Below are 13,658 nucleotides of genomic sequence, written 5' to 3' on the forward strand. Positions count from 1 at the left end.
AAAGTGTAGGGTCGATTTGAGTAAATTCCCAAATGAATAGATGATTAACCAGACTGAAAAATGTGTGCGCCCCCGTAGCCCAATGGTAGAGGCAGCTGACTTAAAATCAGTTCAGTGTCGGTTCGAATCCGACCGGGGGTACAGTTTTTTCGCCAGTTCGGCGGAATTTATGCGGAAACGAGGCCGTTTTCGTAGGCAAAAATGACGGCTTGCACTCGGTCGCGGGCGCCAATCTTGTTCAGGATATTGCCCACGTGGGTTTTCACCGTGGTCATCGAGATAAACAGTTGCGTGGCAATTTCCTGATTGGTCAGCCCCTGGGCGATAAGGGTGAGGACTTCGGTTTCCCGGTCGGTGAGGCTTTCCAGCAGGGCTTGGTCGACCAGATTTGTCTCCGTGTCGCCGTCCTGGTCACCGGGTAGCTGCGGGGCAAACATATCCAGCATCCGTTTCGTCACGCGCGGGGAAATCGTGGCATCCCCGTGGGCGACATTGCGGATTGCGCCGATGAGTTCCTCGGGTTTGGCGTCTTTCAGCAGGAATCCGCTGGCCCCGGCCCGCAGTGCGGCGAAAGCGTATTCGTCCAGGTCAAAAGTGGTGAGGATGAGGACTTTCACGTTCGGGTTGCTGGCAATGATTTCCGAGGTCGCCTCGATGCCATTCATATTGGGCATCCGTACGTCCATCAGTACCACGTCCGGCGCGGTCGCTTTGACCATCTGTAGCGCGGTTTTGCCGTCTGCCGCTTCGCCCACTACCGTGATGTCGTCCGCCGCTTCCAGCACCATCCGAAAACCCATGCGGATTAGGGATTGGTCGTCGACCAGCAGCACTTTGATAGCTTCGCTGGGCGTGGACTGCGTGGAGGGCGCGGACTGTCCAGTTTCGTTTTCGTTTTCACTCACGTTTACATTGTCCCCTAAAAGTTGCTTAAAAGTTGTCTACGCGGGCATAACCCAGCCCTCGGACTTCGGCGCTTCAGGCTGCCACTGCAAAGTCGCCTCGACCCGCCATCCCCCGGGGGTGGGTCCAGCTTCCACGTGACCGTCATAGACCGCAGCGCGCTCGCGCATTCCAATGAGTCCCTTCCCGCCGCCGGGATTAATCCCCGCCAGGGAAGTGGCGTTAAACACGACGATACGAATGCCGTTGTCCCGCGCTTGTAAATCGACCTCAACCGCGGTGGAGGCGGGTGCGTGACGCAAAATGTTAGTCAAAGACTCTTGGACAATCCGATAAATCGTCAGTTGCAGCGGACCGTCAGCCGGCACCTCATCCCCGGTGTAACGGTAGGTAATCGGCAGGCCGGCCGCCCGGAACTGGGCGATAAGTCCGTCCATTTCCGCCAAATCTGGAGAAGGGGTGAAGCGGACTTCCTCTAGCGAGGATGTTTGGTCATCCTGGGGGGCGTTCGGGTCAAGGTTCTGGGGTACTTCGGTGGGTTGGCGCAGCACTCCCACCAGGCGGCGCGTATCCGCCAGCGCCGCCCGCCCGGTTTCGCTCATATTGCGCAAGGCTTCCTTGGCGAGCTCGGGATTTTTGTCAATCGCGGCGGTGGCGCCGTCACTCATCGCAATCAGCACCGTCAGCGAGTGGGCCACAATATCGTGCATTTCCCGGGCAATCCGAGCGCGTTCGTCAGCGACCGCAATCTGTTCGGACTGCTCGCGCTCCAGCTCCAACTGCCGGTTGCGCAACGTCAACTCGTCCACCCGGTCTCGTCCCAACTGAACGATGCGCGCCAACAGCACCGCCACCACCATCAGCAGGGTGATGACCAGCGCCATCATGCCGCGGGCAGCCAGATTTTCCTGTGGTTCCAGGAAACCCGCTTGGACCACCACCAAAATGCCGACCCCGAACAGCACAATGAACGTGACCAGCAGCAACACGTTCGACACGACTCCGCGCAGGGTTTGACGCCGAGCGGGGTCGGTGTTACCGCCGGGCTTGCGGGGTTCCTGGCTTTTAGTCACCAACCTATTGTGACACAGCTGGTTTTTCCCGGCTCCGTGACAGGGCTGCGCCCTGAGAAAATCACCCCGTAGCAGGAGGACTGTGCCGTGGCAGTAATGGGGAAATCCGCTACGATTAAACCGTTGAGACAATAAGGAGCGACATGAGCAACCCAGTGTTTACACGCAACAAAGTTTTTACCGAGCGCACTCCGGGAGGTTACCCGACTATGCCCGGTTACCAGGTCGGTGGCGGGGCCACCCAGACCTATCCCGGCAATGCTCCCCAAGTGAGCTACGCACCGGAACAATCCCAGCAGTTCCCCACCCCGCAGAGCCAGGAACAGTACGGCACGGTCTCTGGCAGCCGTCCCGTCACTCTGGACGATGTTTTGATTAAGACAGTGCTGACTTTCGGGACCCTCCTACTTTTCGGAGCGGGGGCCTGGGCGTTGACCGCAGCCAATCCGGGTTTGGGCATGAGCGTGGCGTTCGGCTCGATGATTGTGGCCTTGGTGTTGGGCCTGGTGAACTCGTTTAAGAGCCGTCCCTCTCCAGCCCTGATTCTGGGATATGCCGCTTTTGAAGGTGTCATGTTGGGCGGCATCTCCAGCTTGTTCGCCGCGCTTTATGACGGCGTGGTGATGAAAGCAATCGTGGCGACCCTGGTCACCACCCTGGTGATGCTGGTGCTGTTTAAGACCAAGGTGGTGCGCAACTCCCCGACCCTGATGCGAGTCGTCATGGTCGGCATGTTTTCGATTTTTGTGTTCTACCTGGGCAACCTGGCGGTCAGCCTCATCAACCCGGCCTGGTCTTTCTACGGCCCGAACGCCCCGACCATCGGCGGCTTCCCGCTGTGGATTATCGTCAGCCTCATCGCTATCGGTTTAGCGGCGTTATCTCTGGTCACGGACTTTGACTACATCGTCAAAGCGGTTGATAACGGGGCGCCCCAGGAAACCGCCTGGACTGCCGCTTTTGGCCTGATGGTGACCCTGGTCTGGCTTTACATTGAGTTCCTGCGGATTTTCGCGTTATTTGCGTCCGATAACTAGGTTCGTGTCCCGGAACTTCCGGAGTTTCGGGAGTTTCTGGCTCAGACACGAATCGGTTTCGCGTTTTCTCGCGGGTGGATTCTCCTCGTCCGGCCACAGAAGCTAGACTTAGAGAAAACGACTCACGGAATTGAGAGTAATGACTGTCAACATTCGCCCGCCTGAGGTTCAGGATGCCGCCGGCATGGGGGTGGCACACGCCCGCATGTGGTTGGCTAACTACGGCGAATTTATCGACGATAAATATCGCTCCCGCTTTGACGAGCCGACCCTGGTTGGTCAATGGCACAACCTGTTGACCTCGGATCCGGCAGGACGCCGTATCGCTGTTGCGGTCGAGCACGGCCGGGTGGTCGGCATCGCCATGACGGTTCAGACGGTACGCAACGAGCATGTTGCCCCGCCCGCCCGGGAACGGGAAGTTTCCATGCACTACCTAATGCCTGAATATCAGGGCCAAGGCTTGGGGCGGCGCTTGTTGGAATACGTGGTCGGCCCGCAGGAGCCAGCCCAGCTGTGGCTGCCTTCGGGGTATCCCGGGGAAAAGCGAGCCCACCGGTTTTACCGCCGCGCTGGGTTCCTCTCGGACGGAGCGATGACCGGTCGCGAGGTCAACTACGGACTGGCCTTGAACCGGATGGTGCGCTGAGCGGTTATCCTTCCCCGGCTTTGCGCCCGCCCTGCCATATCGCGAAGTTCCCGGTGAGGCAGTAACCAGACTGTGACATCTTTTGACAACAACAAACAACCGAAAACGGAAGTGCGATGGAGAAAAAACCGTTATTGAACGCCGGAGCCGAGTTTAGACGCGGGTGGTGGCGCGAGGTCATTTCCCGGCGGGACACGCAAAATCGAGTTCCTAACTTTGACGGACTGGAGCCGACCGCTCCGCCCGAGGTGGAAAACGGCCCGAACTCGGCTTATGCGGTGTCGTGGCGGATTCGGGTGGCGGCCAGTTGGGCATGGCGTTTCCTGGTCATCATCGCGGCGTTGGGGCTGATTCTGTACGGAATCACGAAAGTTTCCATCATTTTCGTGCCCCTCGCGGTTGCCCTGTTGTTGACGTTGCTGCTGGAGCCGATGCATTTCCGGTTGCAAAAGTGGCATGTTCCCAAGACGTTATCCGCGGTCATTTCCCTGTTGGTCGGCGTAGGGCTGGTTGTGGCTATGATTTGGATTGCGACCTCCCAGCTGGCTCACGGTGCGCCCGCCCTGCTGGCGAAAGCTGGGGGTGGCTTCGACAAGGCTCTGGCGTGGCTGAGTGACGGTCCCTTGGATTTGGACCAGGCGCAAATCGATAAATATATGCAAGATCTGACCGCTCAAATCACCGCCTTTGCTACCAAGTATTCTTCCTCCATCGCGTCCTCAGCGCTGTCGGTAACTTCCTCGGTCGCCAGCGTGGTCACCACCATCTTGATTTCGCTGTTCTGTCTGTTCTTTTTCCTCAAGGACGGTCGCCAAATCTGGATCTGGCTGATTCGAATGCTGCCGGTCCCCGCCCGCGAGCCGGTTCACGAGGCGGCCATTCGCGGCTGGACCACCTTGAACGGTTACATCAGGGCGCAGGCGCTGGTGGCTTTGGTGGACTCCGTGTTTATTTCCATCGGGGCGGCGATTCTGGGCGCGGGGTCGATGACTATCCCGCTGGCTTTGCTCATTTTCATAGGTTCCTTTATCCCGATTGTTGGTGCGGTCACCACCGGGGCTATCGCCGTGCTGATTCTGCTGCTGGATAAAGGTTTCATGGCGGCCGTCATCATGCTGATTGTGATTTTGGCGGTGCAACAGATTGAGTCCAACGTGCTGCAACCGATGTTGATGTCCAACGCGGTCAGCTTGCACCCGCTGGCGGTGCTGCTGGGAGTGACGGCAGGAACCTTCCTGGCTGGAATCATCGGGGCATTGCTGGTGGTGCCGGTTATTGCGTTCTGTAACACCGTGGTTCTGTACTTGACCGGGCACGATTCGATGCCGGAGCTGGCTACCCGTCACGACCGTATCGGTGGAGCCCCCGGGACAGTTCACGCGCAGGTGGCCGCGTCCTATATCGGCGGCTCTAAGAAAGACACCGCGAAAGTTATGGAATCCCAGGAGCTTTCCCGACAACAGGCCAGCGCGGCGGCTTCGTCCCCTGCGGATGGTTCGCCCGACCGGACTTGTGACGCCCCGGCCTTGTCGGACACCCCGGTTGGTGACAACAGGGCTGGTGCGGATGAACCGGCCACCCGCACTGGTGATGCCTCCGCAGCGAACCCTGATGACCCGGCTTTTCCCGAAAAACCTGAGCTGTAACCTTCTCGCTATCCCCGGCGCTGTGCCAGTCTAGCTGGATGACAGCGCTAATAATTTCTTGACATTTTGAAATGCTTTCCCATGCCTGTATGTAACAGGAGTAAAAACGTGAGATGATAGGGGAAGTTGAGCCTGGCAGGCTGGGCTCGCTAAAGTCCCGACGATTGAGGTTGCGATGTCGCTGTTTGAGTATGACCAAGGTCACCTGATTCCGGCCCAGTTTGGCCATCCCGTAAGCCCGGAAGCCCAAGGGGAGATTCTGGATTCTATCCGCCGTCAGGTCCTCGAAGTCATTGCTCGCCCGCTTTTTCCCGTGACTTGGAACGATATGACTGTGACGCCGGTGTCCGGGATGCCCGGTGAATTTGCACAACCTGGGGCGTCGCCGGGGTCTGGTGTTCCTGGCGCGGATGGGACGGCCAACGGTTATCCCCAAGAATCCCCGCGTTTGACCGCTTTGGACGGTTCCGGCCAGGTCGTGCTGGTCGAAGTGGTGAATCGGCTGGATTCCACAGGTTTGATTGCGGCTTTGGCGCGGCTCGGAGCTGTGTCGAACTTGGGATGGAACGATTTGGCTGCCGCCTATCCCGGCGGGGTCAGCGCTTTCCGTTCCGGTTGGACGCAATTCCGCGATGCTATGCCCCCGAACTTGGCGGCTGGACCGCGCCTGATATTGGTCGCCACCGAGATTGACCCGGATGTGCGCCCCGCCTTGGATGCTTTGACCCCTTCGGGGCTGGAAGTCCATCATGTCAGCGTGCGCGAGATGTCCAACGGGCGCCGCTTCCTGGACGTGCAGCGGGTCGCGTCCTCGCTGTTCAGCCACGATACGAATCTGTTGGCGGGCCGGGGAGCTCGCATTCCCGCGATTACTTCCGCTACCGATGAGGATGTGCAAAACGTGGAGTTTATGGCATCCGAAGTGGATTCCCGTCCGGACCAGGTGTCGAGAGTAGGCTTTGCCGACCTGGCGACCCCGATGGCGACCAGTCCGGTTTCCGGGACGGCCGTGCCAGACGTAGAGCCCGCAGCCCCCGCAGTCGAGGCGGTTTCAGAACCAGCGGCACCCGCGCCGGAGCCGGGAGCACCCGCCCTTGAGACTACGGAGGACCGTCCGAATCCAGTTGATGAACCCGAACTGCAAACAGGTTCAATCTCCCGCCATTCCATTATGGAAGCGGCCCGGGGTTCCGGGGTATCCCCGCTGGCTTCAGCAGAGGACGAAGAACCCGTCGAGTCGCTGTTCACCACCCATCACGGTAGCGTTGCCGAGACTGATGTACCATCCTTCGCGGACATCATTTCCGGCACCGATACCGGAGAAATCCAGACGATTCATCATTCCCACCGGGCTCCCGCTAGTGAACAGACCCTGGCGGCGGAAGCACAGGCACAGGCCGGGAACGAGCCGGCGCAACCCGAGCAACCCGCCGAGTCAGCTAGCTTGGCAAACGCTGGTGATGCCGCGGCTTGGGAAGCTGCCCATTCCCCGGAAAATGCGGCAAATTCGGAGGATTCCGGCGCGGCCCAATCTGACAGAACCGACCTGCTCAACCGTGACGCAGCCGGACTCAGTGTCATTGCCCAGGTGACCGGCGAAGATACGCCGCTCATTGCCCTGGTGAACTTTGACGGAAGCGCGGCCGAAGTCAGCGCTACCCTCGCTGAGCGCGGGGTAGTCGTTCTGGAAGGCCGCGAATTTGACGATCCCAGCGAGGCGGCTCGCGAGCTCGGCCAAGATGTCGACGGGTGGGAGTTCTGGCACCTGGGCTTCATCGAGGGCCCGACCCTGGCCGAAGCCCAAGCCGAAATCAATGCTGAAATCGAGCGCAACCGCTAGGCTTCATTCCCTGAGTCAATCCCGGCCCGCGCGTTAATCCTATTAATTTGGCTCGGTGTGCCATATATGGCACACCGAGCCGTTTAAATAGGTTTTATTGCGTGTTATCCGGGGAATTTCGGGGTTGTTTGTTACCGGGGTTTCGGGGTGTGCGTGTCTTATAAGGGGAGAATAGCCGGGTAGCTGCCATTATTGGCAGCTACCCGGCTATTCTCCACCTTTAGGCGCAACCCGGCGAGTATCCCCCGATTTTTGGGAGCGAGCATTCCTGGATTCTCCGGGTGTTTTCCCGGTGCCTTTTGGCTGATTCTGCGCGGACCGCGCTGGGGGCTAGGCTTCGACGCGGGAGCTGGGGCCCAGCAGCAGGCGCGCCAGGTGAATCCCGTGACTGCCAGCCAGCTGTTCTGCCTGGGTGCGGCAACTGAAGCCGTCAGCTAGGAAAATCGCGTTCGGGTGTTCGCGCAGGGCGGGCAGCAAAGCGTGTTCCGCAATCCGTTTCGACACCTCAATGTGACCGCGTTCCATGCCGAAATTGCCCGCCATTCCGCAGCAGCCCGCCAGTTCCACAACTTCCGCTCCGGTGGCCGCCAGCAACTTGCGGTCGGTTTCCCAACCCAGGACGCTGTAGTGGTGGCAATGCGGCTGGGCGACAACCTGCACGCCGCGCAAATCCGGCAGCTTCCATACGTCCGGGTTCGGCGCGGTGTCCGGGTCGCTAAGCAGCTCGGCCAAAGTACGCGTGGCCTGGGCAATCGCCTGGGCGCGCGGATCGTCGGGCAGTAAACGTTCCAGGTCGTCGCGCAGAGTCGCGGTACAGGACGGCTCCACGCCGACAATCGGAATCCCGTTGACCGCCAGCGGCCCCAGAATCTGGCACAAGCGCCGCATGTTGCGCCGGGCTTTGTCCAGCTGTCCGGTCGTCACGTAGGTCAGCCCGCAGCAGGCTTGGGGCGGAACATAAACCTGGTATCCCGCCGTTTCCAGCAGCTCCACCACGGCCTTGGCACCGTCGGGGGCAATCCCTTCTGAGAAAGAATCCGCCCATACCGCCACCCACGGTTTAGCCTCGCTGGTGGGCTGGCTGTCCTCGATCGCCGTCGAGGCAACGACATTGACCTGTCCCGTAGCCTCCGGCGTCTGCCTCATATGCGTATTCACGAGCCCGTTCGCCCCAATTTCCGGTTCCGCAGCGTTTCCTCCGCGCCGCCTCGCCCAAGTCCGGAACGACTCGGGGTTAAAATGCGCCATCTGCCGGCGCGGATCCAGCCCGAACATCCGAAACACCAGGTGGCGAATCCACGCGACCCCGAAAACGCTGTTGGCCAGGCCCGCACCGCCGGGTATCCGGCGCGCCAAACGCAGCCAGCCCGGCAGACGACCCAACAGATAATGCGAACGCGGCCGCAATCTCCGGCGATAGGCCCGATGTAGCGACTCCGACTTGTACGCCGCCATGTCAATCCCGGTCGGGCAGGCCGCGGAGCAGGCCTTACACGCTAGACACAAATCTAGGGCGCGTAACAGGTTCGGGTCGCGAAAATCCCGAATGAGCGAGCCGTTCGTGACTTCTTGCAGCACCCGGGCGCGCCCGCGCGTGGCGTCCTGTTCCTGTCCGGTAGCCAGGTAGCTGGGACACATCCAAGCACCGGTGACCTGGTCCATTGCCAAACATTTACCAACGCCGGTGCAGCGATGCACGGCCGCGGTAAAGTCCGTGTCTTTCGGAAAAGTAAAGCCCGAACCAGGCAGGGCCGGAATGGTCCGAGCCCCCGCCAGCCGCAGGTTCGCGTCCAATGGATCGGGGTCCACCAGCACCCCCGGATTCATCAAACCCCGTGGGTCAAACAGGGCTTTGACCTGCTTAAATAAACGAATCAGCGCGGGGGAATACATTCGCGGCAACAATTCGGAGCGGGCCCGGCCGTCCCCGTGCTCGCCCGAAAGCGAGCCGTGATGTTTACCGACCAGGTCAGCGGCACGCTCCAGGAACTCCCGAGAACGCCCTTGCCCAGCCTCCGCCCCCAATGGCAGGTTCAACCGCACGTGCAGGCAGCCGTCCCCGAGATGCCCGTAAAGCATTCCGTCCACGTTCATTTCCCGCATCAACTCAGTGAAATCTCGCAGGTATGCCGCTAGGTTCTGAGGTGGAACCGCCGCGTCCTCCCAGCCCGGCCAGGCCGGGTCGTTCCCACTGCCGTCCGGGTTCAAGGGGGTTCGCCCGCCCAGCCCGGCTCCATCAGCGCGAATCCGCCAAAGTTTCGTGGCTTGCGTGGAGGGGGGCAGCACTAGGGTGGCGCGAGTGTTGGCGGCTTGGGCCAGGTCCTGGGCCCGAGCCAGGGTTGTTTCCAGGTCCGCGGTGGCGCTGCCCATCTCTACCAGCAGCCAAGCGTTACCCACCGGCAGTTCGGGCAGTTCGCCAACCCCCGGCTTGTGGGCCAAAGTGTAAACCAGACGCGAATCCATGCCCTCCACCGCGAGGGGCGAAAAGTCGTTAATCAGCGGCACATCAGCAGCAGCGGCAATCATGTCGGGGTATCCCAGCACCACCAGCACCGGCGCGGTCGGCACCGGCACCAAACGGAGCGTGGCGCGCAGCACGCTGACCAGGGTCCCCTCGCTGCCCACCAAGAATTTGGCCAGGTCGCGCCCGTTTTCTGGCAGCAGGTGTTCCAGGGAATAGCCCGAAACTTGCCGGTGAAAACGCCCACATTCCGTGCGAATCAACGCCAGGTTTTCGTCAACTAAACGCTGTAAACCCGGCACTACATCCAGCGCGCCCTCGCCCGAAGTGGCGCGAAATTCCCGCCCAAAACCATCGATGACGTCCATCGAAATGACATTGTCTGCCACGCGACCCCAGGCTTGGGCGTGCGGGCCGCAGGCGTTGTTGCCAATCGAACCCCCAACGGTGGCCCGCGTCCAGGTGGACGGGTCAGGCCCAAATCGCAGACCAAAGGGCGCTCCGGCCTTTTGAATATCGGCGAGTACCACCCCCGGCTCCACCGTAATCTGGCGCGCGGAGGGGTCGAGGGACAGAATCCGGTTGCAGTGGTGAGACGTATCAATGACCAGGCCAGGCCCGATAGAGTTTCCGGAACATGAGGTTCCCCGGCCGCGCATCGTCAGGGGCACGCCGGCGGACAGGGCTTCCAAAATCGTGTCGCGCAGCTGGTCTAGGTTCTCCGGTTGGGCGATCCGGTCGGGCACGATGCGATAGTTTGAGGCATCCGTTGCGTAAATGGCCCGGTTCAAGGGGTCTTGGAGGTATTTCACCATGGCCCTAGTGTATGTTACTTTTCCCAGTCTCCTGGCTATCCGAGGGTTTACTCAGAGCCTTTTTCAGAATCCCCAACGCGATAGGAATGACTGAAACCGCGATGATGATGACGGCGATGAGCTCCACGTTGTTGCGGATAAAGGGCACTCCCCCGAGCGAAATACCGGCGACGATGAACACGCCGGTCCAGGCGATACTGCCGATGACATTCCACAGGGTGAAGTGCGCCCAGCCGTAACGGCCGATTCCGGCCGCGATAGGCACGAAAGTGCGCACGAAAGGAACGAAACGCCCCAACACTACCGCCGGCCCACCCCACTTGCGAAAGAACACTTGGGCAGTCTGCAAATACTCGGTTTTCAGCACGCGCGCGTCGGGTTTGAAAAACCGTTCGCCAAACAGCAGCCCGAACCAGTAGCCGACCTGGGCTCCGGCGATTGCCGCCACAATCAGCACGAACAGAATCACGGCGAGGTTCACCGGCATGCGGTCTTGCAGCAGCCCCAGCGCAAACAGCATCGAATCTCCGGGAAGCACCGGGAATAGCACTCCTGACTCGATGAACACGATGAGGGCGACGATGGCCACCATCCACACCCCGTAAGCCGAGATGAGGTGTTCCAACAGGGCGCCGGGGTCTTTCAGCCAGTCCAGCAAAGTCGCAGTGAAAACCATGGTTCCAATCTTAGTTAATGTCGACAGTCGGGGATTCGGGCCGCAGGCGCGAACGGCCGACAGCCAACGGCGAACGACAAACGGGCGGCTATTGCAACGCCCACGCCACGTCCTGGTCGGGCAACGCGCCGGCGCCGCCCACGATGACACCGTGGGAGCCGGCGGAGGCCCACAAGCCCTGCAAAAACGCGGGTTTCGACCCGGCTGGGGGCACCAGCACAAGTTTCGCGCCTTGCTTGACCGTGTAGGCTCCGGCGGAAAGGGCGTCCGGGAAGTTCCGTCCCGACACCATCACCAGGCCGTTTACGCCGCGTCCCAGGTCAAGGCTGGTGGCGAGGCCGAGGGCGGTTTCGTAGCGATCCGCCCCGGTGTAGGTCGCGCTCGCGTTGATACCGGCCGAAGCGACAGCAGACTGCGCCGGACCGCCGACCGTGATGATCTTAGCGCTGGTAAAAAGGGGGTTCAGGTAGCCTTGGGTGGCAGGAGGGAGGGTGTTTCCGCTAGACAGCACCAGGGAGGCCTGCAGCGCTCCGGCCGCGGCTCCGGCAGCCAGGGCGTCAGGGAAGTTGATGCCGTCAGCCACCAAGACCGCGCTGGGCGCGCCTCCCAGAGAATCGCGATATTGCGCGACTATCCGGGCGGTGTCAAAACGATCCGCGCCGATGAGTTCCACCAATTCCAGACCTTTAGCCTGAATCAGTGCCCGGTCGGCAGCGCTCAGCCCCACGGTCCCGCCTACGCGCACGACCCGACGCAGCCCGAATTTATCTAGGGCTTTCAGGGCTTGGGGATCCAAGTGGTCGCGGGAATTCGACAGCACCAACGCGGAGCTGGTGACCCCGGCCAGCTGCGTTGCGGCCAAACCGTCAGCGGCAATCAAACCGGTGGTGAGAATCAGCGTTTCCACGTTGGGTGAAGCGTCGGCAATCATCCCGGAAGTATCCATCCGGTTGGCGCCACTGACCCGCGTAATGTGCGGCGGGAGCTGCTTGAACTCCAAAGTGCCGCTGTTCGTGCCGCGCACCGGCACCCCTAAACTCATCAGCCAGGGGGCAAAACGCGAAATCGGCGAGGCGGCGTTAAACAGCAGCTGTTCGCTGTTGTTTGTGAAGGACGCATTGGATTTCGAGCTGGTGATGCCGACCACTTCGCCAGCCGCATTGTACAGAGGCCCGCCGGAGTCGCCTTTATCTACCGCCATCGGCACGGTGGCCAGGATGTTGCCACCAGCGGGAATCTGGAAACGCTGGGCAGTGTGGGCGTCCAAAGTGTTGACGTTGGCGCAGTAGTTTGCTTTGCCGCCAATCATTTGGGAGACGCCGTCGATGGTGGCGGATTCCTTAATGATGTAGTTTTGCCCGCAAATATGCAGGGGAGTGCTGGGAGGTTGCACCGCCGCGCTGACCGGGGCGATGGGGTGATTCGCCGGGGTGGTAACCATCAGTGCCACGTCGCCTTGCGTGGTGCTGTCCCAAGTTACGCCGGTGGCTAGGGGTTTACTGCCGGGAACTTGAGAGTTAGCAGCAAAAACCCGCGCCGGCCCTTGGGGCAAGTTCTTAAAACAGTGAGCCGCGGTCAGCACCATGTTGGGCGCGACCCAAACTCCGGAGCACATGGACGCCATTCCGTCCGGACCCGGTCCGATAACAATCTGGACGGTGGCGGGGTGCGGGTCAGGAATCTGTCCGGCCTGGGTGGAGCCCTTTTCTGGGGAGTTCACAAGGGGTGTCGCGCGGTCGAGTTGGTCAGCAGGGGTGGGCGGGAGAAGCCGGTGAACCTCGGTTGGTGGGTAACCTGGCGGGGTGTCGCTGGTCCCGGCTTGTGCGGGCGCGACCGGACCAATACCAACGAGAGCGAAAACCAACATGAATAGTGCCGGAACCCACAGGGGGCGGCGTTGCGTGAAACCAGGGACCATGAGGTCAATTATTGACTATAGACGGAGTTTTATCCAACCATAGCGGTTTCGTGACCGGACAAAAACAGAGTTCCATTCCGGGTGCGACTCCCACGCGGTCTGGGTACATTTGATATATGTATGTCAAGCTCGCTCGTTTTCTGGCCCTCAGGCCGAGGCGAGTTCTGGCATTTTGGATTTTGGTGGTTATCGCCACCGCCCTGAGCGCGGTTACCGGGTTTGGAAATCCCTTGTGGAATCGGCTCATTTCTGATGTACCCCAGGCGACCCCTTCTGAGTCTCATACTGGGCAAGTCATGGTGGAAAGTCAACAGACCGCGGCCTATTCCGTGATGGCCTATGTTTCCGGGGTTGATTTGCGCGCGGAGCTGGAGCAAGCGCCCAAGCTGGCCAGTCAGCTGGATGAGATGCAGGCTCAGGCCGAGAATCAGGGGGATGAAGCCAAGAAGCTCGGTGATGAGGCAAAAGCTGCCGGAGATCCGGCTCAGACGCTGGCTGATCAGGCGCGAGCCCTGGGTGCGAAAGCGACTGAGCTGGGCAATCGCGCCACCAGCCTGGGAAACCAAGCCAAAGCCCTGGGGCGTGAAGCGCAGGAGGCGGGTGCGAAGGCTCAGGAGTTGAAGGCGCAAGCCGAGGCGGC

General features: G+C 60.7%; 9 protein-coding genes, 1 tRNA gene and 1 pseudogene. 6 read left to right on the forward strand and 5 right to left on the reverse strand.

Features of this window, described 5'->3' with window-relative positions; all coding sequences use genetic code 11:
• The first annotated feature begins 68 nt into the window (after positions 1 to 68).
• Positions 69 to 141, forward strand: a tRNA-Leu gene (locus Q0V70_RS05115).
• 26 nt (positions 142 to 167) lie between these two features.
• Here the strand turns inward: Q0V70_RS05115 and Q0V70_RS05120 are convergent.
• Positions 168 to 905, reverse strand: coding sequence for a response regulator transcription factor (locus Q0V70_RS05120; RefSeq protein ID WP_282920948.1), 738 nt, complete (start codon positions 903 to 905; stop codon positions 168 to 170).
• Positions 906 to 941: 36 nt separating this feature from the next.
• Positions 942 to 1,901: a histidine kinase gene (locus Q0V70_RS05125; RefSeq protein ID WP_366125193.1), complete on the reverse strand. Its 960-nt coding sequence runs from the start codon at positions 1,899 to 1,901 to the stop codon at positions 942 to 944.
• A 218-nt stretch (positions 1,902 to 2,119) separates the two neighbouring features.
• Between Q0V70_RS05125 and Q0V70_RS05130 the strand changes: the two genes are divergently transcribed.
• The 4 genes from Q0V70_RS05130 to Q0V70_RS05145 all read left to right on the forward strand — a co-directional run bounded on the left by Q0V70_RS05130 (position 2,120) and on the right by Q0V70_RS05145 (position 7,148).
• On the forward strand, positions 2,120 to 3,013 hold the full coding sequence (locus Q0V70_RS05130) for a Bax inhibitor-1/YccA family protein (RefSeq protein ID WP_297589172.1): 894 nt from the start codon (positions 2,120 to 2,122) through the stop codon (positions 3,011 to 3,013).
• A gap of 139 nt (positions 3,014 to 3,152) precedes the next feature.
• Complete coding sequence (locus tag Q0V70_RS05135; protein WP_282920951.1) at positions 3,153 to 3,662, forward strand: GNAT family N-acetyltransferase; 510 nt, start codon at positions 3,153 to 3,155, stop codon at positions 3,660 to 3,662.
• A 116-nt stretch (positions 3,663 to 3,778) separates the two neighbouring features.
• Positions 3,779 to 5,308: an AI-2E family transporter gene (locus Q0V70_RS05140; RefSeq protein WP_297346343.1), complete on the forward strand. Its 1,530-nt coding sequence runs from the start codon at positions 3,779 to 3,781 to the stop codon at positions 5,306 to 5,308.
• A 175-nt stretch (positions 5,309 to 5,483) separates the two neighbouring features.
• Entirely contained in the window at positions 5,484 to 7,148 is a 1,665-nt protein-coding gene (locus Q0V70_RS05145) for a cell surface protein (protein WP_297589174.1), read from the forward strand.
• Between the two features lie 330 nt (positions 7,149 to 7,478).
• On the opposite strand, the gene Q0V70_RS05150 is transcribed toward Q0V70_RS05145, so the two are convergent.
• The 3 genes from Q0V70_RS05150 to Q0V70_RS05160 all read right to left on the reverse strand — a co-directional run bounded on the left by Q0V70_RS05150 (position 7,479) and on the right by Q0V70_RS05160 (position 13,018).
• The gene (locus Q0V70_RS05150; RefSeq protein ID WP_297589176.1) at positions 7,479 to 10,424 is read right to left on the reverse strand and encodes an FAD-binding and (Fe-S)-binding domain-containing protein; all 2,946 of its coding nucleotides are present in this window, start codon (positions 10,422 to 10,424) and stop codon (positions 7,479 to 7,481) included.
• Positions 10,425 to 10,428: 4 nt separating this feature from the next.
• Positions 10,429 to 11,100, reverse strand: coding sequence for a VTT domain-containing protein (locus Q0V70_RS05155; protein WP_297589180.1), 672 nt, complete (start codon positions 11,098 to 11,100; stop codon positions 10,429 to 10,431).
• Between the two features lie 88 nt (positions 11,101 to 11,188).
• Positions 11,189 to 13,018, reverse strand: a complete 1,830-nt coding sequence (locus Q0V70_RS05160; RefSeq protein ID WP_297589184.1) for a cell wall-binding repeat-containing protein — start codon at positions 13,016 to 13,018, stop codon at positions 11,189 to 11,191.
• Between the two features lie 116 nt (positions 13,019 to 13,134).
• On the opposite strand from Q0V70_RS05160, the pseudogene Q0V70_RS05165 reads away from it, so the two are divergent.
• Positions 13,135 to 13,658: pseudogene (locus Q0V70_RS05165) on the forward strand (RND transporter); the annotation flags it as partial.

Origin of the sequence: uncultured Mobiluncus sp., from assembly GCF_947087965.1 — a bacterium.
Classification (GTDB): Bacteria; Actinomycetota; Actinomycetes; order Actinomycetales; family Actinomycetaceae; genus Mobiluncus.

What these genes read in the sequence shown, in the direction of transcription:
- Q0V70_RS05130 (WP_297589172.1), top strand. Translation starts at nt 2,120, where the DNA reads ATGAGCAACCCAGTGTTTACACGCAACAAAGTTTTTACCGAGCGCACT.
- Q0V70_RS05135 (WP_282920951.1), top strand. Translation starts at nt 3,153, where the DNA reads ATGACTGTCAACATTCGCCCGCCTGAGGTTCAGGATGCCGCCGGCATG.
- Q0V70_RS05140 (WP_297346343.1), top strand. Translation starts at nt 3,779, where the DNA reads ATGGAGAAAAAACCGTTATTGAACGCCGGAGCCGAGTTTAGACGCGGG.
- Q0V70_RS05145 (WP_297589174.1), top strand. Translation starts at nt 5,484, where the DNA reads ATGTCGCTGTTTGAGTATGACCAAGGTCACCTGATTCCGGCCCAGTTT.
- Q0V70_RS05150 (WP_297589176.1), bottom strand. Translation starts at nt 10,424, where the DNA reads ATGGTGAAATACCTCCAAGACCCCTTGAACCGGGCCATTTACGCAACG.
- Q0V70_RS05155 (WP_297589180.1), bottom strand. Translation starts at nt 11,100, where the DNA reads ATGGTTTTCACTGCGACTTTGCTGGACTGGCTGAAAGACCCCGGCGCC.
- Q0V70_RS05160 (WP_297589184.1), bottom strand. Translation starts at nt 13,018, where the DNA reads ATGGTCCCTGGTTTCACGCAACGCCGCCCCCTGTGGGTTCCGGCACTA.